Annotated in this window: 24 protein-coding genes; 17 read left to right on the forward strand and 7 right to left on the reverse strand. The window is 68.5% G+C overall.

Features of this window, described 5'->3' with window-relative positions:
- Window positions 1-212: 212 nt before the first annotated feature.
- Window positions 213-1,889, reverse strand: coding sequence for an electron transfer flavoprotein-ubiquinone oxidoreductase (locus MYL53_RS01485; protein ID WP_247851585.1), 1,677 nt, complete (start codon window positions 1,887-1,889; stop codon window positions 213-215).
- Window positions 1,890-2,254: 365 nt separating this feature from the next.
- Between MYL53_RS01485 and MYL53_RS01490 the strand changes: the two genes are divergently transcribed.
- Window positions 2,255-3,007, forward strand: a complete 753-nt coding sequence (locus MYL53_RS01490) for an electron transfer flavoprotein subunit beta/FixA family protein (protein ID WP_247851586.1) — start codon at window positions 2,255-2,257, stop codon at window positions 3,005-3,007.
- Window positions 3,004-3,930, forward strand: a complete 927-nt coding sequence (locus tag MYL53_RS01495; RefSeq protein WP_247851587.1) for an electron transfer flavoprotein subunit alpha/FixB family protein — start codon at window positions 3,004-3,006, stop codon at window positions 3,928-3,930. Before MYL53_RS01490 ends, MYL53_RS01495 begins: the two co-directional genes overlap by 4 nt.
- A gap of 186 nt (window positions 3,931-4,116) precedes the next feature.
- On the opposite strand, the gene MYL53_RS01500 is transcribed toward MYL53_RS01495, so the two are convergent.
- The gene (locus tag MYL53_RS01500) at window positions 4,117-4,524 is read right to left on the reverse strand and encodes a hypothetical protein (RefSeq protein WP_247851588.1); all 408 of its coding nucleotides are present in this window, start codon (window positions 4,522-4,524) and stop codon (window positions 4,117-4,119) included.
- Between the two features lie 188 nt (window positions 4,525-4,712).
- On the opposite strand from MYL53_RS01500, the gene MYL53_RS01505 reads away from it, so the two are divergent.
- Genes MYL53_RS01505 through MYL53_RS01530 form a run of 6 tightly spaced genes read left to right on the forward strand, consistent with a single transcriptional unit; the run spans window position 4,713 to window position 9,718 of the window.
- Window positions 4,713-5,510, forward strand: coding sequence for a DUF3450 domain-containing protein (locus tag MYL53_RS01505; RefSeq protein ID WP_247851589.1), 798 nt, complete (start codon window positions 4,713-4,715; stop codon window positions 5,508-5,510).
- Complete coding sequence (locus MYL53_RS01510; RefSeq protein ID WP_247851590.1) at window positions 5,510-6,922, forward strand: MotA/TolQ/ExbB proton channel family protein; 1,413 nt, start codon at window positions 5,510-5,512, stop codon at window positions 6,920-6,922. The genes MYL53_RS01505 and MYL53_RS01510 overlap by 1 nt, the downstream gene beginning before the upstream one ends.
- Window positions 6,903-7,439: a MotA/TolQ/ExbB proton channel family protein gene (locus MYL53_RS01515; RefSeq protein WP_247851591.1), complete on the forward strand. Its 537-nt coding sequence runs from the start codon at window positions 6,903-6,905 to the stop codon at window positions 7,437-7,439. The genes MYL53_RS01510 and MYL53_RS01515 overlap by 20 nt, the downstream gene beginning before the upstream one ends.
- Window positions 7,432-7,839 carry an ExbD/TolR family protein gene (locus MYL53_RS01520; RefSeq protein WP_247851592.1) on the forward strand — a complete coding sequence of 136 codons (408 nt, stop codon included), beginning with the start codon at window positions 7,432-7,434 and terminating at the stop codon, window positions 7,837-7,839. Before MYL53_RS01515 ends, MYL53_RS01520 begins: the two co-directional genes overlap by 8 nt.
- Window positions 7,839-8,585 carry an energy transducer TonB gene (locus MYL53_RS01525; protein WP_247851593.1) on the forward strand — a complete coding sequence of 249 codons (747 nt, stop codon included), beginning with the start codon at window positions 7,839-7,841 and terminating at the stop codon, window positions 8,583-8,585. The genes MYL53_RS01520 and MYL53_RS01525 overlap by 1 nt, the downstream gene beginning before the upstream one ends.
- Window positions 8,582-9,718 carry a tetratricopeptide repeat protein gene (locus tag MYL53_RS01530; protein WP_247851594.1) on the forward strand — a complete coding sequence of 379 codons (1,137 nt, stop codon included), beginning with the start codon at window positions 8,582-8,584 and terminating at the stop codon, window positions 9,716-9,718. The genes MYL53_RS01525 and MYL53_RS01530 overlap by 4 nt, the downstream gene beginning before the upstream one ends.
- Before the next feature lie 23 nt (window positions 9,719-9,741).
- Here the strand turns inward: MYL53_RS01530 and xthA are convergent, their stop codons facing one another.
- Window positions 9,742-10,572: an exodeoxyribonuclease III gene (gene xthA, locus MYL53_RS01535; protein ID WP_247851595.1), complete on the reverse strand. Its 831-nt coding sequence runs from the start codon at window positions 10,570-10,572 to the stop codon at window positions 9,742-9,744.
- Window positions 10,573-10,575: 3 nt separating this feature from the next.
- On the reverse strand, window positions 10,576-10,812 hold the full coding sequence (locus MYL53_RS01540; protein ID WP_247851596.1) for a hypothetical protein: 237 nt from the start codon (window positions 10,810-10,812) through the stop codon (window positions 10,576-10,578).
- Window positions 10,813-10,973: 161 nt separating this feature from the next.
- On the opposite strand from MYL53_RS01540, the gene MYL53_RS01545 reads away from it, so the two are divergent.
- Both MYL53_RS01545 and dinG read left to right on the forward strand, forming a co-directional pair.
- The gene (locus MYL53_RS01545) at window positions 10,974-12,254 is read left to right on the forward strand and encodes a DEAD/DEAH box helicase (protein WP_247851597.1); all 1,281 of its coding nucleotides are present in this window, start codon (window positions 10,974-10,976) and stop codon (window positions 12,252-12,254) included.
- A gap of 218 nt (window positions 12,255-12,472) precedes the next feature.
- Window positions 12,473-14,608, forward strand: coding sequence for an ATP-dependent DNA helicase DinG (gene dinG, locus MYL53_RS01550; protein ID WP_247851598.1), 2,136 nt, complete (start codon window positions 12,473-12,475; stop codon window positions 14,606-14,608).
- A 40-nt stretch (window positions 14,609-14,648) separates the two neighbouring features.
- Here dinG and MYL53_RS01555 read toward each other — a convergent pair whose 3' ends face one another.
- Together MYL53_RS01555 and MYL53_RS01560 are read right to left on the reverse strand one after the other, a co-directional pair.
- Window positions 14,649-15,239, reverse strand: a complete 591-nt coding sequence (locus MYL53_RS01555; protein ID WP_247851599.1) for an SCO family protein — start codon at window positions 15,237-15,239, stop codon at window positions 14,649-14,651.
- 19 nt (window positions 15,240-15,258) lie between these two features.
- Entirely contained in the window at window positions 15,259-16,113 is an 855-nt protein-coding gene (locus MYL53_RS01560) for a cytochrome c oxidase assembly protein (RefSeq protein WP_247851600.1), read from the reverse strand.
- 159 nt (window positions 16,114-16,272) lie between these two features.
- Between MYL53_RS01560 and MYL53_RS01565 the strand changes: the two genes are divergently transcribed.
- Window positions 16,273-17,136 (forward strand): Nmad3 family putative nucleotide modification protein, encoded by an 864-nt coding sequence (locus tag MYL53_RS01565; RefSeq protein WP_247851601.1) that lies wholly within the window; start codon window positions 16,273-16,275, stop codon window positions 17,134-17,136.
- A 79-nt stretch (window positions 17,137-17,215) separates the two neighbouring features.
- On the opposite strand, the gene MYL53_RS01570 is transcribed toward MYL53_RS01565, so the two are convergent.
- On the reverse strand, window positions 17,216-18,295 hold the full coding sequence (locus MYL53_RS01570) for a 3-deoxy-7-phosphoheptulonate synthase (protein WP_247851602.1): 1,080 nt from the start codon (window positions 18,293-18,295) through the stop codon (window positions 17,216-17,218).
- A 313-nt stretch (window positions 18,296-18,608) separates the two neighbouring features.
- Between MYL53_RS01570 and rpoE the strand changes: the two genes are divergently transcribed.
- The 6 genes from rpoE (at window position 18,609) to lepB (ending at window position 25,523) form a co-directional block, all read left to right on the forward strand.
- The gene (rpoE, locus tag MYL53_RS01575) at window positions 18,609-19,214 is read left to right on the forward strand and encodes an RNA polymerase sigma factor RpoE (RefSeq protein ID WP_247851603.1); all 606 of its coding nucleotides are present in this window, start codon (window positions 18,609-18,611) and stop codon (window positions 19,212-19,214) included.
- 192 nt (window positions 19,215-19,406) lie between these two features.
- Window positions 19,407-20,126 (forward strand): sigma-E factor negative regulatory protein, encoded by a 720-nt coding sequence (locus MYL53_RS01580; RefSeq protein WP_247851604.1) that lies wholly within the window; start codon window positions 19,407-19,409, stop codon window positions 20,124-20,126.
- Window positions 20,126-21,139: a MucB/RseB C-terminal domain-containing protein gene (locus tag MYL53_RS01585; protein WP_247851605.1), complete on the forward strand. Its 1,014-nt coding sequence runs from the start codon at window positions 20,126-20,128 to the stop codon at window positions 21,137-21,139. Before MYL53_RS01580 ends, MYL53_RS01585 begins: the two co-directional genes overlap by 1 nt.
- A gap of 148 nt (window positions 21,140-21,287) precedes the next feature.
- Window positions 21,288-22,712, forward strand: coding sequence for a DegQ family serine endoprotease (locus MYL53_RS01590; protein ID WP_247852357.1), 1,425 nt, complete (start codon window positions 21,288-21,290; stop codon window positions 22,710-22,712).
- Window positions 22,713-22,880: 168 nt separating this feature from the next.
- The gene (gene lepA, locus MYL53_RS01595; RefSeq protein WP_247851606.1) at window positions 22,881-24,701 is read left to right on the forward strand and encodes a translation elongation factor 4; all 1,821 of its coding nucleotides are present in this window, start codon (window positions 22,881-22,883) and stop codon (window positions 24,699-24,701) included.
- A 15-nt stretch (window positions 24,702-24,716) separates the two neighbouring features.
- Window positions 24,717-25,523: a signal peptidase I gene (lepB, locus tag MYL53_RS01600; protein WP_247851607.1), complete on the forward strand. Its 807-nt coding sequence runs from the start codon at window positions 24,717-24,719 to the stop codon at window positions 25,521-25,523.
- Window positions 25,524-25,564: the final 41 nt, after the last annotated feature.

Raw genomic sequence — 25,564 nt, forward strand, 5'->3', positions numbered from 1 at the left:
CGGAAAAACGCCCCGCAGGCTGTGTGCCTGCGGGGCGTTTTTTGCCTTTTTGACTCAGGGGGCACGGATTCACATCGCGAGCGACGATAGGCTGGTCGCCGCCGTAACGGAGGAACCGGAATGTAGCCTGCTACATGAGGATTCCGGCCGCGCCGGCGATCCGGTACCGCCGGCGGCCAGGATATCGAGCGCAGCAGTGAATCAGGCGTCCCTTACATGTTCGGGTAGTTCGGCCCGCCGCCACCTTCCGGCGCGACCCAGGTGATGTTCTGGGCCGGGTCCTTGATGTCGCAGGTCTTGCAGTGCACGCAGTTCTGGAAGTTGATCTGGAACGCGGGCTTGCCGTCGTCGTCCTCGACCACCTCGTAGACCCCGGCCGGGCAGTAGCGCTGCGCGGGCTCGGCGTAGGTCGGCAGGTTGTCGCGGATCGGCAGCTCCGGGTCCTTGAGGCGCAGGTGGCAGGGCTGATCTTCCTCGTGGTTGGTGTTGGAGAGGAACACCGAGGAGGACTTGTCGAACGAGATCACGCCGTCCGGCTTGGGATAGTCGATCTTCTCGCACTCGGCCGCCGGCTTGAGCGTCGCGTGGTCCGGCGTGGTGTCGTGGACCGTCGGCAGCTTGCCGCCCAGCAGCTGGTCGAGGAAGTTGTAGGCGCCGCCGCCCACGGTGCCGTACTTGTGGATCGCCGGGCCGAAGCTGCGGTTCTCGTCGAGCTCCTGGTAGGCCCAGCTGGCCTGCCACTTGTCCTCGAAGGCGGTGAGATCGGCGCCGCCCTCGTCGCTCTCTCCACCTGCCACGATCGCCTCGAAGACGCTCTCGGCGGCCACCATGCCGGACTTCATGGCGGTGTGCAGTCCCTTGATCTTGGCGAAGTTCAGGGTGCCGGCGTCGCAGCCGATCAAGAGCCCGCCGGGGAAGGTCATCTTCGGCAGGCAGTTGAGGCCGCCCTTGGCGATGGCCCGAGCGCCGTAGGCCACCCGCGAGCCGCCTTCCAGGTACTGCTTGAGCACCGGGTGGTGCTTCATGCGCTGGAACTCGTCGAAGGGCGACAGGTACGGGTTCTGGTAGGACAGATCGAGGATCAGGCCGACCACCACCTGCCGGTTCTCGGCGTGATAGAGGAACCAGCCGCCATGGGTCGACTTGTCCAGTGGCCAGCCGGAGCCGTGCAGCACCAGGCCCGGCTCGTGCCTGTCGGCGGGCACGTCCCACAGCTCCTTGAGGCCGATGCCGTAGTGCTGAGGATCGCGGCCCTCGTCGAGCGTGAAGCGCTCGATCAGGTCCTTGCCCAGGTGGCCGCGGGCGCCCTCGGCGAACAGGGTGTACTTGGCGCGCAGCTCCATGCCCGGCATGTGGCCGTCCTTGGGCTGGCCGTCGGCGCCCACGCCCATGTCGCCCACCAGGATGCCCTTGACCACGCCGTCCTCGACGATGGTCTCCTGGGCGGCGAAGCCCGGGAACACCTCGACGCCTAGCTCCTCGGCCTGTTCCGCCAGCCAGCGGCACAGGTTGCCGGCGCTGATCACGTAGCGCGTCTGGTCGCCGCCGGTATTATGCATGGTCTTCGGCACCAGGGCATTGGGCAGCTTCTGGGCCTTCTCGGCGTCCTTGAGCAGATAGAGCTCGTCGCGAATCGCCGGCGTGGTCAGCGGCGCGCCGCGTTCCTGCCAGTCGGGGAACAGTTCCTGCAGGGCGCGGGGCTCGAAGACGGCGCCGGAGAGGATGTGGGCGCCGATCTCGGAGCCTTTCTCGACCAGACACACCGTCAGCTCCTGCTCGGCCTCGTTGGCCTGCTGCATCAGGCGGCAGGCGGCGGCCAGGCCGGAGGGGCCGCCACCGACGATGACCACGTCGAACTCCATGGCGTCGCGCTCGATCTGTTCTGTCATTGGATCCTTCTCCTCCCATCCCGACGACGTCACGGCCGGGCATGCGCGGCGTCGTCAGGGTGTTAAAACGGTCGTGTGCTTCCTGGGATGTCCCATGCTGCGCATGATAGCCGGATTGGCCCCCCCTTACGATGGCTCAGCGATGGCCAGCGCCAGGAAAGCGCCATTCCCGGCATGCCGGGGATTGTTGGAGTGGCCCGGGCTGTGGCACATTTAAGGGGTTTTTCGGCAAGGCACCTATCAAACGCTCGTCTGAAACGCATAAAAGCATATCGGTCAGTTCTATGAGGCCGGTGTTCGCGTTACGTCGACGTGTCGCCGAGCTCCGTTTCCCAGGTTCCGAGACAGAACCCAGCGAGGACATTATGAAGGTACTCGTCGCGGTCAAACGCGTCATCGACTACAACGTCAAGATCCGGGTCAAGCCGGACCACAGCGACGTCGACCTCACCAACGTCAAGATGGCCATGAACCCCTTCTGCGAGATCGCCGTGGAAGAGGCGGTGCGGCTCAAGGAAGCCGGCGTGGCCACCGAGGTGGTCGCCGTTACCGTGGGCCCGAAGGCCGCCCAGGAGCAGCTGCGCACCGCGTTGGCGCTGGGCGCCGATCGCGCCGTTCACGTGCAGACCGAGGCGCCCGTCGAGTCGCTGGCCGCTGCCAAGCTGCTGGCCAAGGTGGTCGAGGAAGAGCAGCCGCAGCTGACCATTCTCGGCAAGCAGGCCATCGACAGCGACAACAACCAGGTGGGACAGATGCTCGCCGCGTTGACCGGTCGTCCCCAGGGCACCTTCGCATCAGAGGTGGAAGTCGAGGGCGAGACCCTGAAGGTCACCCGCGAGATCGACGGCGGCCTGCAGACCGTCGCGCTGCAGCTGCCGGCCATCGTCACCACCGACCTGCGTCTCAACGAGCCTCGCTACGCCAAGCTGCCCGACATCATGAAGGCCAAGAAGAAGCCGCTGGATACCAAGACGCCCGAGGAGCTCGGCGTCGTGGTGGCCTCCGGCCTCAAGCTGGTTTCCGTCGAGGCCCCGGCCGAGCGCCAGGGCGGCGTCAAGGTGGGCTCCGTGGACGAGCTGGTGGACAAGCTGAAGAATGAAGCGAAGGTGATTTCATGAGTATCCTGGTCCTTGCCGAACATCACGACGGTCAGCTGGCCGAGACCACGGCACACGTGGTGGCCGCGGCCCAGGCCATCGGTGGCGACATCGACGTGCTGGTTGCCGGCGAGAACGTCGGCACCGTCGCTGAGGCCGCCGCCAGGCTCGACGGTGTGAGCCGGGTGCGCGTCGCCGACGCCGCCGTCTACGCCCATCAGCTGGCCGAGCCCGTGAGCGAGCTGCTGGTGGCGCTGTCCGGCGACTATGGCCATGTGCTGGCTGCCGCCACTACCCATGGCAAGAATGTGCTGCCGCGCCTCGCCGCGCTCAAGGACGTCAGCCAGATCTCCGAGATCATCGAGGTGGTTGACGCCGATACCTTCAAGCGTCCGATCTACGCCGGCAACGCCATCGCCACCGTGCAGAGCGAGGATGCGCTGAAGGTGATCACCGTGCGTTCCACCGCCTTCGATGCGGTGGGCGCGACGGGGACTGCCGGCGTGGAAGCGGTCGAGGCCGGCATTGACAATGCGCTGTCCTCGTTCATCGACGAGCGGCTCGAGCAGAGCGACCGCCCCGAGCTGGGCGCGGCCAAGGTGGTGATTTCCGGCGGCCGCGGCATGGGCAGCGGCGAGAACTTCAAGCTGCTCGACGGCATCGCCGACAAGCTGGGCGCAGCCATCGGCGCCTCCCGTGCGGCGGTCGACGCCGGTTACGTGCCCAACGACATGCAGGTCGGCCAGACCGGCAAGATCGTGGCGCCGGAGCTGTATATCGCCGTGGGCATCAGCGGTGCCATCCAGCACCTGGCGGGCATGAAGGACTCCAAGGTGATCGTCGCCATCAACAAGGACGACGAGGCGCCGATCTTCCAGGTCGCGGACTATGGCCTGGTGGGCGATCTGTTCGAGATCCTGCCGGAGCTCGAGAGCAAGCTGTAAGATCGAAGGTCGGGATCTTCCAGGTCGCACTCTCGATGACCCATGGTCTCGTCGGTGACCTGTTCGAGATCCTGCCGCAGCTCGAGAGCAAGCTGTAACCCTTGCTTGCGAGCAGCAAAAAAACGGGCCGCCTTCTCCGAGGAGAGGGCGGCCCGTTTGCGTTGGTGCCGCTGAGTAAAGTGGCGATCAGCGCCGCAGCCAGCGGCCCAGTCGGCGGGTTGCCGCCTGCCAGCGGCTCTCGCGTGTGCCCGCCGGGCATTCCCCGGCCAGCCAAGCCCCTGCGTCTCTCAGTGGTGACACGATGGTTTCGAGCTGGCGCCGGCAGCGTTCGCGGTCCAGTCCGCCGGGGCACTGGGCCAGCAGCAGGGCAGCATGGGTGAGGGCGATATCGAGCGACTGCCAGGCCGCCGGGTGGAAGGCCGCATCGTCTCGGCAGCGTCGCAGCTCGCGGGTCAGCATCTCGGCCAGTCGAGCATCCAGCCAGCAGCGGCTTCCGGCGGCCTGCCCTGGCTTGTCCAGATTGTCCTGGAGTGCCTGGAAGGAGACGGCAAGGAAGATGCAGGTGTGAGACAGCCGAGAATGCTCTGCCGACATGACGGGATAGCTCTTATTTGGTAGTGATTTTCATTCTTGTTGTTGGGTCGACGTCTGTCAACCGACACGGCTGATACCGGTGGTGTCTTGGCGGCTGTTCCGGAGTATGGCGACCGGCCCAATCATTGATAATTATTCTTGTTCAGAGTAGGGTTTCCGGGATCTGTCAGACCCTTCCGGAGACAAGCGTGACCTATTCCCCCTCCAGGCTCCGTCTCGCCGTGGCGGGCCTCGCGCTGCTGCTGGCCGGCAGCGTGGCGGCCGAGCCGACGACGGTGCGCGACGAGGCCCTCGATGCCCAGCGCAGCCAGGCCGAGCTGCAGGCCCGCATCGACAGCGCCGATGATGCCGTGCGCGACAAGCTCCAGGCGCTGCGCCAGGCACGCGAGGAGACGCGACGCCTGCACAGCTACAACGCCGAGCTGGCGCCGCTGGTCGAGCGCCAGGCCGAGACCCTGGACCGGCGCGAGCAGGCGCTCTCCACCCTGTCGGCGACCCGCGAGGCGCTGCCGGGCCTGATGCGCGACATGGTCGAACGCCTCAGGGCCTGGGTCGAGAGCGACATGCCCTTTTTGCATGACGAGCGTCTGGCCCGGGTCGCGAGCCTCGAGCGGCTGCTGGGCGATCCCGAGACCGGCCGCGACGAGAAGCTCTCGCGGGTGCTGGCCGCCTGGCGCGCCGAGCTCGACTACGGTCGCGGGATCGATGCCTGGCGCGGCGAGCTGGGCGGCAGCGACGCCCGGGAGGTCGACTTCCTGCGCCTGGGCCGGGTCGGCTGGTACTACCTGACGCCCGACGGCCATCGCGGCGGCGTGTGGAGCGTCGAGGCGGGCGGCTGGCAGCCGCTCGACGACGCGGCCCTGGCCGAGGTGCGCAAGGGGCTGGCCATCGCCCATGAACAGCGTGCTCCCGAGCTGCTGGACCTGCCCGTTTCCCGATCCGTTTCTTCATCTCAGTCACAAGCCAACGCCGGGGAGGGCGCCTGATGAACCTACCGACGGCAATGCGCGCTGCGCTGGTGGGGCTGTGGCTGGCCGGCACGCCGCTGCTGGCTCAGGCTCAGTCAACGCCCCGGCCGGTCAGCGCGGCGGACGACGCGACCGCGCTGTCGACCCTGCGCGCCGAACGCGAGGCCGCCGAGGCTCGCGATAACGCCCGCCTGGCCGAGCTGGTCGACGACCGTGAGGCTCTCGACGAGGCTCTGGCCGAGGCGCAGGACGCCCTGGCCGCCGCCCGCGAGCGGCGCGAATCCCTCGATGCCCGGCAGCAGTCCCAGCGTGAGTCCCTCGATGCCCTGAACGAACGCCGCCAGACGCAGGGTGGTGATCTCCAGGCCGTCTTCGACGAGGTGGCCGGCGTCAGCGGCGAGCTGCGCGACGATCTCGCCGACAGCTGGCTGACCCTCGGCGGCGATGCCGAGCTGCCGCCGCGCCTCGACGCCGACGGCATTCCCAGTGCCGACCAGGTGGCCGGCCTCGTCGACAGCCTGATGGCGCTGACCCGCGAGACCGGGCGCGTGGTCTCGTTGAAGGCGCCGGTGGCCGGCGCCGACGGCGAGGTCGCCGAGCGTCCGGTGCTGCGTGTCGGCGATCTGCTGGCGGCCACCGGCGATGGTCACCTGCTCGAGCGTTCCGGCGCCGACGGTCGCCTGGCGGTGCTGCCCAAGACGCCGGCATCGGTCGCCGACCGGCTCGCGGCTTTCCAGCGCGGCGAGGGTGACACCCTGGCCTTCGATCCGGCCGATGGTCGGGTGGTCGCGGCCATGGCGCAGACGCCGAACCTGTGGCAGCGCTTCCAGCAGGGCGGCGCCGTGGGCTACGTGGTCGTGGCGCTGGGCGTCGTCGGCCTGCTGGTGGCGCTGGTGCAGTACTCCTATCTGACGCGGGTGACCGTGCGGCTGCGCCGCCAGCTCGGCGACATGGATCGGCTGCGCGACGACAACCCGCTGGGGCGCGTGCTCCAGCGTTTCCATGCCCTCGGCCCGGGCCATGCGCCCGAGGCGCTGGAGGCCCGCCTCGACGAGGCGCTGCTCGCCGAGCAGCCGAAGCTCGAGCGCGGCCAGGGACTGGTCAAGATGCTCGCCGCCGTGGCGCCGCTGATGGGCCTGCTCGGCACCGTCACCGGGATGATCGTCACCTTCCAGTCGATCACCGTGTTCGGCACCGGCGACCCGCAGCTGATGGCCGGCGGCATCAGTCAGGCGCTGGTGACCACGGTACTGGGCCTGATCACCGCGGTGCCGCTGCTGTTCGCCCAGACGGCGCTCTCCAGCCGCAGCCGATCGCTGATCGGCACCCTCGAGGGGCGCGCCAGTGCCGTGCTCGCCGACACCCTGGAGGCCGGCCGCGACGCCGATTCCCCGAGCGTGACGCCGCGCCATGCCGATGCCCTGGCTTGATCCTCTGGCGTGGCTGGTCGACGCCGGCGGCCCGGTGCTGGTGGTCATCATCGGCGTGGCGGTGCTGCTGTTCTCGCTGAGCCTGGAGCGCTGGTGGTTCTTCCGCTTCCACTATCGCCCGGCGCGCCACGCCCTGGTGGCGCGCTGGGTGGCCCGTGAGGACCGTGCCAGCTGGAGCGCGCTGACCCTGCGCGAGGTCTGGGCCCGCGAACTGATCGCCCGGCTGCGGGGGCCCTTGCCCTGGCTCAAGCTGCTGGTGGTGGTGTGCCCGCTGTTCGGCCTGCTGGGCACGGTGACCGGCATGATCACCGTCTTCGACAGCCTGTCGGTGAGCGAGGTCAACCAGGCCCGCGCCATGGCCGACGGCGTGGCCCGGGCGACCCTGCCGACCCTGAGCGGCATGGCGGTCTCGGTGGTGGGGCTGTTGTTCATCGCTCGTCTCGAACACATCATCCGGCGCGAGGATCAGCGGCTGCACGACCGCCTGGCGCGCGCCGCGGAGGACGCTCATGCGTAGACGTCGACTGTCCACGGCCGCCGAGGAGAGCAGCGAGGTCAATCTGACCCCGATGCTGGACGTGGTCTTCATCATGCTGATCTTCTTCATCGTCACCACCAGTTTCATCAAGGAGAGCGGGGTGGAGATCGAGCGCCCCGAGTCCAGCGCGGCGACGCCGCGGCCGGACGTCCAGGTGCTGGTGGCGATCACCCCTGAGGGCGCGGTATGGGTCGACGGCGAGCCGGTGGACCTGCATCGAGTCGGCCCCCGCGTGGCCGGCCTGGTCAGCGATGACGGCTCGGTGGTGATCCAGGCCGATCGCGACGCCACTACCGGCGTGCTGATCGAGGTCATGGATCGTCTGCGCAAGGCCGGTGTCGACAACGTGGCGGTGGCCGCCCAGCGGAGCGGTGAGTGATGCGGCTACCGATGTCGCTGCTGGCCGGGGCGGTACTGACTCTGGCACTGTTCGCGCTGCTGGCGCTGCTGGTGGCGCCGCCCGAGGCCGAGCCCGAGCCGCAGCAGGAAGTCACGATGACGCTGGCCGAGGCGCCGGCCGAGAGGGCGCCCGAGCCGGCCACGGCGGCCAGCGCGGCGCCGCCGCCGCCGCCCAGCGCCCCCATGCCGCCGCCCCAGCCGGCGCCGGCGCCCCAGGTCGACAGCGCCATCGCCCTGCCGGAGCCCGAGCTTCCGCCCATGGAAACGCCTCAGGCGCCGATGGACGAGACTCTGCCGGAGCTCACCGAGACGCCGCCCGAACCGAAGCCAGAGCCACGGCCCGAACCGCAGCCTGAGCCCGCGCCGACGCCGGCACCGGACCCTGCTCCGAGCCAGGCCGCGGACAGCGAGACCTCGGCGGCCCCGGCCGCGAATCAGGCGGCGTCCAACGAGCCGGTGGACGTGGGCTCCTCGGCCCAGGCCACGCGCCGGGTGCCGCCTGAGTATCCCTCGCGGGCGCGGCGTCGCGGCCTCGAGGGCCACGTGGTGGTGCAGTTCATCATTCGCCGCGACGGCAGCGTCGAGCGCGACAGCATCCGGGTGGTGGAGGGGCAGCCGCGCCATGTCTTCGATCGCGTCGCCCGCCGTGCCATCGCCGGCTGGCAGTTCACGTCCGCCGACCACCGCCGTCGGGCCCGCCAGCGCCTGGAGTTCCAGCTGAGATGACGACCATGACGCCGACTCGCCTGCTGTGCCTGTCCGCCTGGCTGCTCGTGGCATCGCCCGCGCTGGCGGCGCCGACCCTGTCCGGTGCGCGCATCGACGACCTGCGCGGGCTCGAGCGCCGCCTCGGGCAGTCGGAATTCTCCGCCGTGCGCGAACGCGCCCTGGGCCAGGCCGAGCGCCTGGCCGGCGGCAATGCCTCGGATCGCTGGGCCCGGGCCCTCTACCTTCAGCTCGCCGCCAGCGCCGAGGCGCGGCTCGACGATCCGCTCGCGGCCGCCGGGCATCTGGCCGAGGCGCGCGGCATCCGCGGCGTCGAGGGTGTTCAGATGGATCGCTGGCTGCGTCAGGAGGCCGGGCTTCGCCTGCGTGGCGGCCAGCCCGAGCGGGCGAGGGCGCTGCTCGGCGACTGGTTCCAGCGTCACGGCGGCTCGGCGGATGACCGCTGGCTGATGGCCCGACTGCTGGCCGATTCCGGCGAATGGAGCCCGGCGGCGCGCTGGGTGAATCGCGCCTTGGCGGCCGATGATGATCCCTCCGAGGCCCACGCCGAGCTGGCCGCCACCGTGCTGCAGCGGGCCGGCGACGATAGCGGCGCGCTGGCGCTGATCGAGCGGCGACTCGAGGAAGCGGATGGTGACGCCGAGACCTGGCGGCGCGCGGCGGCGCTGGCCCAGCGCCTGGGCGATCCGGGGCGGGCGGCGGCGATCTGGGAGGCCGGCTGGCGCCGCGGCGTGCTGTCCGGCGCCGAAGATCTGCAGCAGCGCATCCGTCTGCACCTGGCCGGCGGCACGCCGGCCCGGGCCGCCGAGCTGCTGGTCAAGGCCCTCGAGGCGCAGGTACTGCCCGACGATCTCGACCATCGACGCCTGCTGGCGCAAGCCTGGCAGGCCGCACGGGCTCACGACCGGGCGCTTTCCGCCTGGCGCGACGTCGCCGAGCGCAGCGGGGCCGGTGACGACTGGCTGCGGCTGGGCCAGCTGGCGGTTGGCTGGGGCGAGTGGGACGTTGCCGGCGAGGCGCTGGCGAAGGCACGCGATCTGGGCGAGTCCGAGGCGGAAGAGTGGCTGTCGAGCCTGCCGGGGCAGGCGTCTGTAGAAAGCGGGGATAGCGAGAAGGGTGGCCCCACCGGCTAGTCGGCGGGGCGTTCGCGAGATGATTACGCCTCGAATTCGGTCCACACGGGGGCGTGGTCGGACGGCTTCTCCATGCCGCGCAGCTCGTAGTCGATGCCGGCGTCGCGGACCTGGCCGGCCAGCGGCTCGGTCACCAGGATGTAGTCGATGCGCAGGCCGCGCTTCGGGTCGCGGTCGAAGCCCTTGGAGCGGTAGTCGAACCAGCTGAAGCGATCCATCACGTCCGGATGGCAGAGCCGGTAGCTGTCGGTCAGGCCCCAGGCCTTGATACGCTCGAGCCACTCGCGCTCCACCGGCTGGAAGCTGGTCTTGCCCTCGCGCAGCCAGCGCTTGCGGTTGGGCTCGCCGATGCCGATGTCGATGTCCTCGGGCGAGATGTTGAAGTCGCCCATGATCGCCAGTCGCTCGTCCGGGGCGTGGTGCTCGTCGAGCAGTCGCGACAGCTGGGCATAGAACGCGCGCTTGTGCGGGAACTTCACCGGGTGGTCGACGCTCTCTCCCTGGGGAAAGTAGCCGTTCCACACCGTCAGCGGTTCGCCGCCGTCGATGCGCAGCCGCGCGCCGATCAGCCGGCGCTGGGCGTCCTCGCCGTCGTCCGGGAAGCCACGGTGGATCGCCTCCGGACCGTCCGGGCACTGCTCGTTGCAGATCATCAGCGCCACGCCGTAGTGGCCCTTCTGGCCGTGGAAGTGGACGCTGTAGCCCAGCGCTTCGACGGCCTCGACCGGAAACTCGCTGTCCTGGACCTTGGTCTCCTGCAGGCCGATCACCGCCGGACGATGTGCGGTGACCAGGGCCTCCAGCTGATGCAGGCGGGCGCGGATCCCGTTGATGTTGAATGACACCAGGCGCATCGGTCAGTCGTCCTTGTGCTCGGGCTTGTCGGGATGGATGGCGATCTGCTGGCCGCTTTCCTGGCGCGCCAGCTTGCGCTCCGCCTGCTGCTTGCGCTGCTGGCGCTTCTTCTCGGTGTAGCGCCGCGACGAGGTCACCTCGTCGGGGTTCTCGTGGCGCCACTTCTTGTAGTCCTTGCGTCGACCGGTGCGGATGGTCACCTTGTCGGCGATGGAACGGCTCTTCTTCCTGCGTGTCATGACACGGCTCCTCTTTCGATGGGCGCCATTCTAGCAGCCGGACGCTTCCCTTCGACAGCAGACGCGCCCTCGGCGCCCGAGACTGGTACAATGCGCGTTTGCGTCACGCATCCCTCATCGATGCACCTCCATCCACGAACATGGACGAGACAGCACAGCCTATGAGCGAGTCGGAACAGACCACAGCACCGGCCCAGACCGAGAACCGCAAGCCCAAGCGTCGCCGCCGCAAGCCGCGTCGCCGCCAGTCGAACTGGGATCTGCGCCAGTTCCAGGTCCCCGCCGTGGCGGGCAAGTGGCGCTTCCACGATTTCGACCTGCCGCTGCCGCTGATGCGTGCCATCCATGCTCAGGGCTTCGAGTACTGCACGCCGATCCAGGCCGAGGCGCTGACCCACACGCTGCTCGGCGGCGATGTGGTCGGCAAGGCGCAGACAGGCACCGGCAAGACCGCGGCCTTCCTGATCTCGATCCTTGCCTACTTCCTCGAGGAAGAAGCGCCGGACGGGCAGAAGCCCGGTGCACCGCGGGCGCTGATCGTGGCCCCGACCCGCGAGCTGGCGCTGCAGATCGAGAAGGACGCCAAGGCCCTGGCGCGCTTCACCAAGCTGAACGTGGCCAGCGTGGTCGGCGGCATGGACTACCAGAAGCAGCTCGAGGGCCTCGGCCAGCAGCTCGACATCCTGGTGGCCACCCCGGGCCGGCTGCTGGACTTCCACCAGAAGCGCGACGTCGATCTGACCCAGGTCGAGGTGCTGGTGCTCGACGAGGCGGATCGCATGCTCTCCATGGGCTTCATCCCGGACGTCAAGCGCATCATCCGCCACACGCCCAAGCCCGAGGAGCGCCAGACCTTCCTGTTCTCGGCGACCTTCACCGAGGACATCCTCAACCTGGCCAGCCAGTGGACCCGCGATGCGGCCCACGTGGATATCGAGGTCACCGTCGACAACGCGGCCAACATCGAGCAGCGCGTCTACCTCGTCAGTGACGAGGACAAGGCGAAGCTGCTGGTCAAGCTGTTGCAGCAGGAGAGCTTCGACCGGGTGATGGTGTTCGGCAACCGCCGCGACCTGGTGCGCAAGCTCGACGGACTGCTCAAGGACGCCGGCATCAACGCCGCCATGATCTCCGGCGACGTGCCCCAGAACCAGCGCATCAGCACCCTCGAGCAGTTCCGCGAGGGCGAGATCCAGGTGCTGGTGGCCACCGACGTGGCCGGTCGCGGCATCCACATCGAGGATGTCAGCCACGTCATCAACTACACCCTGCCCGAGGATCCGGAGGACTACGTCCACCGCATCGGCCGCACCGGTCGCGCCGGCGCCAAGGGGGTGTCGATCAGCTTCGTGGGCGAGGAAGACGCCTTCTCGCTGCCGGAGATCGAGCGCTTCATCAACGACAAGCTGCCCTGCGAGCATCCGCCGGAAGGGCTGCTGTAAAGCTGGAAGAGCGGCGTTGCGCGCCTGGAAGCTCGCTGGCGCGGCTTCGCCGCTTGAAGTAACGACACAACGGTCGGCTTTCCCTGGCGAGCGGCGCCGGGGGCAGGGTGAAGCGAGGCTCTTTTGTCAGGACGACAAAAGGAGCGTCCAGGGAAGGATTCACCGCGTCCTCGCGACACCCTGCCGCCGGAACAGCCGCGTTTCTCTATGGACGCATCATGCTAGACGAGGCCCTGAAGGGCGAGATCCAGGGCGCCTATCGCAAGGTGCTCGACGGCCTCGACCTCACCCCACGCTACGGCCAGCGGCTGATGATCGCCGAGATCGCCCGCACCCTGGGCGGTATCGAGGCCGACGACGCCGGCCAGCGCACCAGCAACGAGCACGTCTGCGTGCTCGAGGCCGGCACCGGCACCGGCAAGACCCTGGCCTATCTGCTCGCCGCGCTGCCGGTGGCCAAGGCCCACGGCAAGCGGCTGGTGGTGGCCACCGCCACCGTGGCCCTGCAGGAGCAGGTGCTGCACCAGGACCTGCCGGCCCTCAAGGCCCACAGCGGGCTCTCCTTCAACTTCTCCCTGGCCAAGGGCCGCGGTCGCTACGTCTGCGTGGCGCGCCTCGACCAGGCCATGGACGGAGGCGAGGACGACAATCCCACCCTGTCGCTGTTCGAGCAGGCCCTGGACAGCGGCGGCGACGAATTCCAGGCGCTCGTCCAGTCCCTCGGCGAGGCTTACGGCAACGGCCGCTGGGCCGGCGATCGCGACAGCTGGCCGGAGGGCATCGACGACGCCCACTGGCGCAAGCTGACCGTCGATCATCGCCAGTGCACCAATCGTCGCTGCGGACACTACGGCGCCTGTGCCTTCTTCCGCGCACGGCGCGAGCTGGACAGCGCCGAGGTGATCGTCGCCAACCACGACCTGGTGCTGGCCGACCTGGCCCTGGGCGGCGGGGTGGTGCTGCCGGACCCCGGCGACTGCATCTACGTCTTCGACGAGGGCCACCACCTGCCGGACAAGGCGCTCAACCACTTCACCCATCGCTTCGCCGTGGGCCATGGCCTGCGCTGGCTGAGTACGCTCAAGAAGTCACTCACCGAGCTCAATCAGGCGCTGGCGGTGCAGCCCACGCTGGCGCGCCTGCTGTCGAGCCTGCCGCCGCTGTTCGAGGGGCTCGAGCCACGCCTCGGCGACGCCTTCTCGCTGGGCCATCAGCTGGCCGGGCGCCCCGAGGGCCTGGGCGACGGCGAGGACAGCGCCCAGCATCGCTTCGAGATGGGGCGAATACCCGACGCGCTGCGCGAACAGGCCGACGGTCTGGTGACGATGTTCGCCGAGCTGTCGCGGACCCTGGAGTCGATGGCCGACATCCTGCGCGAGAGCCTGGACCCGGAGAAGTCCACCGGGCTGCCCAAGGAGCAGGCCGAGCCCTGGCTGCCGCTGGTGGCGCTGCTCCACGGCCGAGCGCTGGAGGCGCATGCCCTGTGGCAGGCCTTCGCCGAGACCGATCCGGAAGGCGAGCCCCCGCGGGCCCGCTGGCTGACGCTGGAGCGCTTCGGCGGCGATCCGGAGCTGACCTTCTCGGCGAGCCCGGTGTCTGCCGCCCATACCCTGGCCAAGTCGCTGTGGGGGCGCTGCTTCGGCGCCGTGGTGACCTCGGCGACCCTCACCGCCCTGGGCCGCTTCGAGCGGCTGCAGGAGCGCGCCGGGCTCGCCAACCGCTATCGCTACCAGAGCCTGCCGAGCCCCTTCGACTATTCCCGGGCGGTGCTCAGCGTGCCCCGCGAGGCAGCCGACCCGTCCGACCGCGAGGGCCACGAGCGCGCCATCGTCGACTTCGTCGAGGCGCTCGGCGAGGACGAGGCGGTGCTGGCGCTGTTCTCCTCCCGCGCCCAGCTGCGGGCCGTGGAGCGCGCGCTCTCGGAAGGCACGCGGGAGCGGGTGCTGGCCCAGGGCCGGCTGCCCAAGCGCGAGCTGGTGGAGCGCCACCGGGCGAGGATCGACAAGGGCGAGGGCAGCATACTGTTCGGCCTGGCGAGCTTCGCCGAGGGCATCGACCTGCCCGGCGACTATCTGACCCATGTGATCATCACCCGGCTGCCGTTCGCGGTGCCCGACGATCCGGTGGGCGCGACGCTGGCCGAATGGATCGAGCGCCAGGGCGGCAACCCGTTCATGCGCATCAGCGTGCCCGACGCCTCCATCAAGCTGGTCCAGGCCTGCGGCCGGCTGATCCGCAAGGAGGCCGATCGCGGCCGTATCACGCTGCTCGATCGCCGCGTGCTGACCCGCCGCTACGGCCGCGCGCTGCTGGATGCGCTGCCGCCCTTCGTGCGCGAGATCGACGGCCAGTAACGGGACGTCTTCGCTCGCCGGCTTTTACACTCTTGTGAGATCACCCTTCCTCGGCGAGCAGCCGCTCGAGGTCGTGTCGCACGGCCTCGGGGGCGTCGCCGTCGCGGATCAATAGCCGCGCCTCGCCGTCGCGGTCGAAGACGAATACGCCGCTCGGGTGCGAGACCGCATAGCCGCCGGCGGCGTCCTTCTCGCCATAGCCGTAGGTCACCCGATAGCGCCTGGTGAGGGCGCCGAGCTGCGCCGGGCGGCCGGTCAGACCGACGACGGCCGGTCCGAAGGCCTCGGTGTAGGCCGAAAGCCGCTCGGGATCGTCGCGTTCCGGATCGACCGAGACGAACAGCACCCGGACGTCATCCCGGCGCTCGGCGGGGAACTCCCGCACCTGGCCGGCGAGCCGAGCCAGGGTCACGGGGCAGACGTCGGGGCAGTGGGTATAGCCGAAGAACAGCAGGGTCACCTCGCCGCGATATCGATCGGCCTCGACCGTCTCGCCGCGCTCGTCGGTCAGCGTGAAGGCCAGCGGCGGCATCAGCGAGGCGATGTCCTTGGTCCGCCAGTCCGGTTCACCGCAGCCGGCCAGGGCCAGCAGGGTGCTCAGCACGAGCGACGTCAGCGGGGCAGGGCGCATGGTGTCTCCTCCGGGCGAGCTAGGGCCTGGCCGGCGATGACCAGCGCCGGCGTCCATCGGTGTCGTCGCGCCGCAGCTGGCGCAGCACGATCAGGGTGCCGATCACGCTCATCATGGTGGCCGGAATCCAGGTGATCAGTCCGCCGATCTGCTGGTCGGCCAGCGGCGCCAGCGGCCAGGCGCGGCCGCACACCTCGTAGACATCGAACAGCACCTCGGGGCTGAAGGTCAGGTAGGCGCCGAGCAGGATCTGCGGCGGAATCACCGTCAGCAGCAGCAGGATGCGCTTCCCGGGGCCGAGCCGGCCGTGGGGCGTCAGCACCAGCCACCAGAACAGCAGGCCGTCGATCAGCATGCTCCAGTTCATCAGCTGGTAGAGGCGGCGGCTGAGCATGGCGTCGAAGTGCACCGACGGGATCAGCCAGAAAGCGATCAGGCCGACGAACAGCAGCGGCGCGACGAGCGGATGCTGCAGCAGGTCGAGCAGCGGCCGGGCGAGGCGATGCGCCGACGAGGCCCAGCCCGGCAGTCCGGCGGCCAGCATCCGAAGCGGCGCGGCCAGCACCAGCAGGAAAGGCGCCGCGTGGTGCAGCACCAGGTGCTGAGCCCGATGGGGGAAGAACATGTACTGGGCCAGATAGTCGTAGCGAGTCTGGCTCACGACGTAGATCAGCGTCAGGCCGAGCAGGAAGACCGCGGGCCTCAGCCAGCCCAGCGGCGGGGCGCTCGGATCAAGCCGAGGCAGACGACGTGCACCGCGCCAGTAGAGGCCGACCGCCGCCAGGCAGGCGAGCCCCCACAGTGGCTCGAACTCCCAGGGGGCGAGCCAGTGCAGCGCGGTCGCGAGGATCGAAGGTTCCGTCGACTCGGGCATCCGGGCTCCTCTGGCGGGCGGCGCCTTTCGCCTCAAGCTAGCCGAGCCGCATCCAGGCGGCAAACGGATCGCTCCACGCTGGCTGCTGACGCTTGAAACCCTCGCCGCCGTTGGTCACTATCCCGCGCTCGACGATCGCGCCCACCGACCGGAGACCCGATGAAACTGATCCTGAGCCGCAAGGGCTTCGATACCTCCGCCGGCGGCGTGCCCAATCCGATCCTCCCCGATGGGCGTCTGCTGGCGCTGCCGATTCCCGATGCGCGCTCGGTGATTCCCTACCGGGCGATCACCCAGCAGGGCGAGCCGCTGGGGCCGCTGGTCGCCGATCTGACCCGGGGGCGGGTCTCGCCGGATGCCGGCGCCCACCTGGATCCCGATCTGGTGCCCGATCAGCACCCGCGTCCGGTGGGCTGGCGGCCGCTGTTCGGCCAGCGGGGCGCGGCCCAGAGTCATCTGCGCAATCAGGGCGTGGGATCTGGCGATCTGTTCCTGTTCTTTGGCCTGTTTCGCGACATCGAGCGCGTCGACGGTGGATGGCGCTTCGTGCCCGAGGCGCGGCCGCGTCATGTGCTGTGGGGCTGGCTGCAGGTGGGCGAGGCGCTGACGCTGGGCGATCAGCTGCCGGCGGGCCTCGAGTGGGCGCGCGAGCATCCGCACTGCCAGCGGCTGGGCGAGGCGCGCAATGCGCTCTATATCGCGCGTCATTCTCTGGCGCTGCCCGGCGGCGAAGGCGGCGGACTGCCGGGGGCGGGAATCTTCCCGTACGAGACGACCCGGCAGCGGCTGACCGCGCCGGACGCCGAGACGATATCGCAGTGGCGCCTGCCGGGCTGGTGGCACCCCGGCGAGGGGCGGGCGCCGCTTTCCTATCATGCCGATCCCGGGCGCTGGGCGCGGCGCGGCGACGAGGTCGCGCTGCAGGCCGTGGCCCGGGGGCAGGAGTTCGTGCTGGACGCCGATCAGTATCCCGAGACGATGCCCTGGGCGCGGTCGCTGATCGCCGCGTGCGGCGCGGTGTAGCGGGGCGAGGGCAAAAGAGGGAGCGAAAACGACGAGGGCCCGCCTAGTGGCGGGCCCTCGTCGCGTCAGGCGGGCGTGATCAGGCGCCCGCGCGCCGCTTGGCCAGCGCGGGCGCCAGCTTGTCGTTCATGGTATGGAGTGCCTGCTCGGTGGCGTCCCAGTCGATGCAGGCATCGGTGATGGAGACGCCGTAGGCCAGCTGGCTCAGGTCCTCGGGGACCTTCTGGTTGCCCCAGCCGATGTTGGATTCGACCATCAGGCCGATGATCGAGCGGTTGCCCTCGAGGATCTGGTTGGTGACGTTCTCCAGCACCAGCGGCTGCAGGCTCGGGTCCTTGTTGGAGTTGGCGTGGGAGCAGTCGATCATGATGTTGGGGGCCACGCCGGCCTTCTGCAGCTCCTGCTCGGCCAGCGCCACGCTGACGCTGTCGTAGTTGGGCTTGCCGTTGCCCCCGCGCAGTACCACGTGGCCGTAGCGGTTGCCGCGGGTGCGGATGATCGCCACCTTGCCGGCCTGGTCGATGCCCAGGAAGTTGTGCGGATGGGCGACCGACTGCAGGGCGTTGACCGCCACGTCGAGGCTGCCGTCGGTGCCGTTCTTGAAGCCGACCGGGCCGGACAGGCCGGAGGCCATCTCGCGGTGGGTCTGGGATTCGGTGGTGCGGGCGCCGATCGCCGACCAGCTGATGCAGTCCTGCAGGTACTGGGGCGAGATCGGATCCAGCGCCTCGGTGGCCAGCGGCAGGCCCATCTCGGCCAGCTCGACCAGCAGTCGGCGGGCGATGTGCAGGCCTTCCTCGATCTCGAACGAGCCGTTGAGGTGCGGGTCGTTGATCAGGCCCTTCCAGCCGACGGTGGTGCGCGGCTTCTCGAAGTAGACGCGCATCACGATGTAGAGACTGTCCTTGACCTCGTCGGCGAGGCGACGCAGATGGCGGGCGTAGTCGAGGGCGGCATCGACGTCGTGGATCGAGCAGGGGCCGACGACCATCAGCAGGCGCGGATCGCTGCCGTCGAGAATGTTCTGGATGACCTGGCGGCCCTCGATCACCGTGCGTTCGGCGTCGTCGGAGAGGGGGATCTCTCGCTTCAGCTCGGCCGGGGTGAGGAGGACGTCCTCGGCCAGGACGTTGAGGTTGTTGACCTGTTGCTCGGACATGGAATTCTGCTACCTGTATCGTGTCAGCGCTGATGCGTTATAAACCCCTACTATCGCCCGCGTGACAGGCAAATTCAATCGAAGACGGAACTCTGCGGGCGGGGCGGTTGTCACAGCGCCCGCATCGGCGGCGGGCGCTCGTGGCGGCGCTCAGGCTTGATGCCGAACGGCGAAACAGGAACACTTGGTCACCCGCCGAGATCGGCGCACGCTCACCCCAGGGTCTAGGTTGATACATATGGAAGCGACACCCGTTTCATCGCGACGTCCTCTCGAGGCATCGCGGCAAGCTCCCGCCACGGGGAGGCGTTGAATGGGCAACCGGGAAACGGATCAGCAGCTCGTCGAACGCGCGCAGAAGGGAGATACCCGCGCCTTCGATCTGCTGGTCAAGAAGTACCAGCACAAGATCATCGGCCTGATCGGCCGCTACGTGCACGACCACGCCGAAGTCCAGGACGTGGCCCAGGAAGCCTTCATCAAGGCCTATCGGGCGCTCAGCAAGTTTCGCGCCGAGAGCGCCTTCTATACCTGGATGTATCGCATCGCCATCAACACCGCCAAGAACCATCTGGTGTCCAAGGGACGCCGCCCGCCGGGCAGCGATCTGGACATCGTCGATGCCGAGATGGTCGATCACAGCGGCCGGCTGGCCGACATCGAGACGCCGGAAGCCGCGATCGCCCGCGATGAGTTGCAGTCCGCCGTGTTCGAGGCCATCGAGGCGCTGCCCGACGATCTGCGTACGGCGATCACGCTGCGCGAGCTCGACGGGCTGTCCTATGAAGACATCGCCAACATCATGGACTGCCCGGTGGGGACGGTGCGTTCGCGCATCTTCCGCGCCCGAGAGGCCGTGGATCAGCACATTCGGCCGCTGGTCGCCACGTCTCGCAACCAGGAGGCGGTCACCGAATGAGCCGAATTTTCATCGTTTTTGCCCATTGGCTGAACTGTCGGGCGTCAGTGACGTCATATGCGGTGACCGATCCATGGCTGTGGATCTTGGGCCTCGCGACGGGGCCGTCACGACGGGCAATGAGGTCGGAAATCCAGGCTTCCAACAGGCTGCAAGGCGGTGTCGCCTTGACGATTGTGAGGGTGTAGAGACATGAGTCAGAACGCACGGGAATCGCTTTCTGCGCTAATGGACAACGAGGGGGACGAGCTCGAGCTGCGGCGCGTCCTCAAGTCGCTGGATGACGAGCCCGACGCGGCGGATGCCTGGCGCCGCTATCATATGATGCGAAGCCTGATGCGACGCGAGAACGACGTCGACATGACGGCCGATCTTTCCGCGGGCGTGATGGCGGCCCTGCAGGACGAGCCGACGCCGCTGCCGGCCTCCAGCGAGACCTCGCGCCGTTCGCTGCCGCTGGGCCGCAGTGCCGGCATCGCCGCGGCGGTGTCGCTGATGGTGATCACCGGCGTGCAGTTCTATAACGGGGCGTCTCCGCTGGGCGGCGGCGAGGCACCGGTGGCGACCAATGCCGGGGCCACGAATGCCAGCGCCACCAGCGTCGCCACCCATGCGACGTCCGGGCTCGAGTCGCTGGGCGGTGGTGCTTCCTCCGGCCAGGGCGCCTCACTGGTCGACATGCCGATCTTCTCCTCTGGTAGCGGTGGGGAGACCGGGCTGATGAACGTCGGCACCGGGGCGCCGATCATGCTGTCGCCGGCCCAGCGCCAGTCGCTGCGCATGGATCGTCAGCAGGCGCTGCTGCTGCAATCCTACCTGAACCGCCACGCCGAAGGCGCGGCCGCCACCGGGGGCGACCCCTGGATGCCCTTGCTCCGGGCCTCGGGAAGCGAGTCACTGGGGCAGCGCTGATGGCGGGCCGGTGGCAGCGGTCGTCGCGCCCGCTGGCGTGGCGGCTGGCCGGGGTGGCGCTCGTCGCCGCCGCGCTGACGCCCTCGGTGCAGGCCGCGATGCCCGCCTCTTCGGGCGTCGACTGCACTCAGCTGGCCGAGGAGGATGAGCCCGACTCGGCCTCGGCCTGGTACGAACGCAGTCTGTGGGCCAGTCACTGCTATGCCTTCCAGGCGCGAGCCGTGCGCATCGGCAGCGATGGGGTGAGGGCGCTGGCCATGTCTCACGGGATCGAGGATGGCGTGGAGCGCGAGCGGGCCCGCTACCTCGATGGCCCTGCCGTCGCCTTCGAGCGCGAGGGTCGCATCGCGCGCCCCGGCGGCATGACGTCGAGCGCGTCCTCGGCTGCGCCCCCCGAGGCGATCGTCGAGCATCTCGACGGCCTCTACCGCCTGCAGCTCTCCGGCTCGGACCGCATCGCGGGCCGTCACGCCATGCGCCTCGACATCGAACCCCTCGACGACCAGCGCTACGGCCACCGACTGTGGCTCGATGCCAATACCGCCCTGCCGCTCAAGAAGATGCTGCTCGATGAGCAGGGGCGAGTGATCGAAACCTTCCAGATCACCGACCTGCGCGCTCCCCGGCTGCATCAGGGGGCGATCGATCTGGCCTCGCCGCCTTCCCTGCCTGCGCTGTCCTGGCGTCCGGACTGGCTGCCCAGGGGCTTCGTGCCCCAGGCAATCGCGACGCAGGGCGGGCGGCGTCCGGGCATCGAACATCGCGTCTACGGTGATGGCCTGTCGACCCTGAGCCTGTTCGTCGAGCCCCTCGAGGGGCGTAGCCTGCTGATCCCCGGCATCCATCGCCTGGGCGTTTCCCGCGCGGCGGTGATGCACCGCGAGCTGGGCGGCCGGCCGTGTCAGGTCGTGGCCATGGGCGAGCTGCCGTCCCGGGTCCTGCAGCGGGTCGTCGAGTCCGTGACCTGGCAGGCCGACGCCCAGGCGGGGGCTTCCGATGCCGATGAGCGCTGAAATGCCGCTTCCCACCGATTCCAGCGTGGCCCCGAGCCTGTCGGCTCGAGCCACCGCGCTGAACCTTTTGCCCTCGTCGGGGTAAGAGGTAGGGGCAGATGTCCTTGCCATTCATTGCATCTTGTCACAGGAGCCATTCATGACACGCATGACACGCATGCCGCGCGCGCTAGCCCTCTGGGTACTGCTGGTCGTGGCGCTGTTCTCCGCTCAGTCCGCCATGGCCCGTGAGCTGCCGGACTTCACCGAGCTGGTGAAGGACGCCGCGCCCGCGGTCGTCAACATCTCCACGTCGCGCATGGTGGAACGTGCCGATTCTCCCTTCCAGGGCTTCGGCAACCAGGAGATTCCCGAGATCTTCCGTCACTTCTTCGGCGACCGCATGCCGATGCCGCGAGGCAACGGCCAGGGGCATAGCCACAGCGAGGAGCGTCAGTCGCTGGGTTCCGGTTTCATCATCAGCGCCGACGGCTACATCATGACCAACGCCCACGTGGTCGACGGGGCCGACCAGATCCTGGTCCGGCTCAACGATCGCCGCGAGCTCGAGGCCACGCTGGTCGGCGCCGATGAGAAAACCGATATCGCCGTGCTAAAGGTCGACGCCACCGACCTGCCGACCCTCGAGCTGGGCGATTCCGACCAGCTCGAGGTGGGTGAATGGGTCGCTGCCATCGGCTCGCCGTTCGGCTTCGATCACTCAGTGACCAACGGCATCGTCAGTGCCATCAACCGCACCCTGCCGCGTGATTCCTACGTGCCCTTCATCCAGACCGACGTGGCGATCAACCCCGGCAACTCCGGCGGCCCGCTGTTCAATCTCGATGGCCAGGTGGTGGGCATCAATTCCCAGATCTTCACCCGCAGCGGCGGCTTCATGGGGCTGTCCTTCGCGATTCCGATCAACGTGGCCATGGACGTGGCCGACCAGCTCAAGTCCAGCGGCTCCGTCGAGCGCGGCTGGCTCGGCGTGATGATCCAGCCGGTGTCGCGCGAGCTGGCCGAGTCCTTCGGCATGGACAACCCCGAGGGCGCGCTGATCGCCGATCTCGACCCCGAGGGGCCGGCGGCCCAGGGCGGTCTCGAGGCCGGCGACGTCATTCTCGAGGTCAACGGCCGGGCGGTCGAGCGCTCCAGCACCCTGCCGCGCCTGATCGGGCACGTCGCGCCCGGCGGCGACGTGGAGATCAAGGTGCTGCGCGATGGCGAGCACAAGACCCTGAACGTCGAGGTCGGCGAATGGCCGGACAACCAGAAGGGCGGGGGCGATCAGGGCAGCGATGCCGCGCCCACGCGACTCGGCGTTGCGGTCCAGGCGCTGGATGAGGCCCAGCAGAGCAAGCTGAAGCTCGATCACGGCGTCCAGGTGACCCAGATCGATCCCGAAGGCATCGCCGCGGCGGCCGGCATTCGCCCGGGCGACGTGCTGGTCAGCATCGGCCAGCAGGCGGTGGAGAGCCCCGAGCAGCTTGCCGAGCTGGTCGCCGAGCTGCCGGCCGGCAGCGCCGTGCCGGTGCGCCTCTATCGGGATGGCCGCTCCTACTACGTGGCCCTGCGCCTCGCCGACGACTGAGCCCATCGCGCTCAGGTCATGACTCGCGACCCGACGGTGCCCGCCGTCGGGTCGCTGTATCTGGAAGGCGCATCCCGCTACAATGCCGCCATCTCACTCGACGCACCCGCAGAGGGCGGCAAGCCTGTAGTTCATACGGGGTTGCGTACACGAACCGGATCTTCTCGAATGTCAGAAAGCGATAACCGCAAAGTAATCAATGGGATACGGAACTTCTCCATCATCGCCCACATCGATCACGGCAAGTCGACCCTGGCCGACCGCCTGATCCAGACCTGTGGCGGGCTCACCGAACGCGAGCTCAAGGAGCAGGTGCTCGATTCCATGGACCTGGAGCGTGAGCGCGGCATCACCATCAAGGCCCAGTCGGTGACGCTGGATTACCAGGCCGCGGACGGCAATACCTATCAGCTGAATTTCATCGACACCCCGGGGCACGTGGACTTCTCCTACGAGGTCTCGCGCTCGCTGTACGCCTGCGAGGGCGCGCTGCTGGTGGTCGATGCCGGCCAGGGTGTCGAGGCTCAGTCGGTGGCCAACTGCTACACCGCCATCGAGCAGGGGCTCGAGGTGCTACCGGTGCTCAACAAGATGGACCTGCCCCAGGCCGATCCGGACAAGGTGTCCCAGGAGATCGAGGAGATCATCGGTCTGGACGCCACCGACGCCTGCCAGGTCTCGGCCAAGAGCGGGCTCGGCATCGACGCGCTGCTCGAGCGCCTGGTGCGCGACATTCCGCCGCCCAAGGGCGATCCCGAGGCGCCGCTGCAGGCGCTGATCATCGACTCCTGGTTCGACAACTACCTCGGCGTGGTGTCGCTGGTGCGGATCTTCGACGGCACGCTGAAGAAAGGCGACAAGATTCGCATGACCTCCACCGGTCGCGACTGGCAGGCCAACGAGGTCGGCATCTTCACGCCGCTGCGCCGCGAGACCGGCGTGCTGCGCGCCGGCGAGGTCGGTTTCGTGGTCGCCGGCATCAAGGACATCCACGGCGCCCCGGTGGGTGACACCATCACCCATACCAAGACGCCGGACATCAAGCGCCTGCCGGGCTTCCAGAAGGTCAAGCCGCAGGTCTATGCCGGCATGTTCCCGGTCTCCTCCGACGACTACGAGGAGTTCCGCGACGCGCTCGAGAAGCTGGCGCTCAACGATGCCTCGCTGGACTACGAGCCGGAGAACTCCGATGCCCTGGGCTTCGGCTTCCGGGTCGGCTTCCTCGGCACCCTGCACATGGAGATCATCCAGGAGCGACTGGAGCGCGAGTACAACCTCGACCTGCTGACCACCGCGCCGACGGTCATCTACGAGCTGCTGATGAAGGACGGCGAGGTCCGCTACGTCTCCAACCCGTCCAAGCTGCCCGACATGGCCGACGTCGAGGAGATGCGCGAGCCGGTCGTGCGAGCCAGCATCCTGGTGCCCCAGGAGTTCGTCGGCAACGTCATCGCCGAATGCGAACAGCGCCGTGGCACCCAGCTCGACATGCTGTTCCTCGGCAGCCAGATCCAGCTCACCTACGAGCTGCCGATGGCCGAGGTGGTGATGGACTTCTTCGACCGCCTGAAATCGATCTCCAAGGGCTACGCCTCGCTGGAGTACAACTTCGAGCGCTTCGAGGCCGCCAAGCTGGTGCGCCTCGACGTGCTGATCAACGGCGACCGGGTGGATGCCCTGGCGGTGATCATTCACCGCGACCATGCCCATTCCCGCGGCCGCGCGCTGGTCGAGAAGATGAAGGAACTGATTCCGCGTCAGATGTTCGACGTGGCGATCCAGGCGGCCATCGGCGGCCAGGTGGTGGCGCGCTCCACCGTCAAGGCGATGCGCAAGAACGTGACCGCCAAGTGCTACGGCGGCGACGCCTCGCGCAAGAAGAAGCTGCTCGAGAAGCAGAAGGCGGGCAAGAAACGCATGAAGCAGGTCGGCCGGGTGGAAATCCCCCAGGATGCCTTCCTCGCCGTGCTCAAGGTCAATGACGACTAGGGAAGGCAACGACCGATGGACTTTACACTCCTGCTGACGGTAGCCGTGCTGGTCACCGGCGTGATCTGGCTGCTGGAACTGGTGTGGTGGCGGCCGGCGCGTCGCTCCCGCCTGACGGCCAGCGTCGAGGCCGGCACCACCGAGGGCGCCGATCCCGCCGCGCGTGAAAGGGCGCTCAAGGAGCCGTGGCCGGTGGACTACGCGCGCTCCTTCTTTCCGGTGCTGCTGGTGGTGCTGGTACTGCGCAGCTTCGTGGTCGAGCCCTTTCAGATCCCGTCGGGATCGATGCGCCCGACCCTCGAGGTGGGCGACTTCATCCTCGTCAACAAGTTCGCCTACGGGCTGCGCCTGCCGGTGCTGGACACCAAGGTCCTCGACGTCGGCGAGCCCGAGCGGGGCGACGTCATGGTGTTCCGCTTCCCCAACGACCCGTCGGTGGACTTCATCAAGCGGGTGATCGGCCTGCCCGGCGACCATATCCGCTACGAGGGCAAGCAGCTCTACGTCAACGGTGAGCCGGTGCCGAAGTCGCTGCTCGAGAACGGTCCCCTGAAGGCGCCCGACGAGCGGCTGCTGCAGGAGCAGCTGGGCGAGGCGGTGCACCCTATCTACAATAATCCTCGTGATCCCGGTCCGCAGATGCGCGAGATCACCGTCCCTCCGGGGCACTACTTCATGATGGGGGACAACCGCGATCACTCCAACGACAGCCGCTACTGGGGCTTCGTGCCGGAAGAGAACATCGTGGGCAAGGCCTTCGCCGTCTGGATGCACTGGGACAGCGGCCTGCCGAGTTTCACCAGTGTACGCCGTATTCAATGAGTGCCGGGAGCGGCATTCCTTGCATGACATAGCAGGAGCTT

This window comes from Halomonas getboli, assembly GCF_023094245.1.
In the GTDB taxonomy this organism is placed as follows: Bacteria; Pseudomonadota; Gammaproteobacteria; order Pseudomonadales; family Halomonadaceae; genus Halomonas; species Halomonas getboli.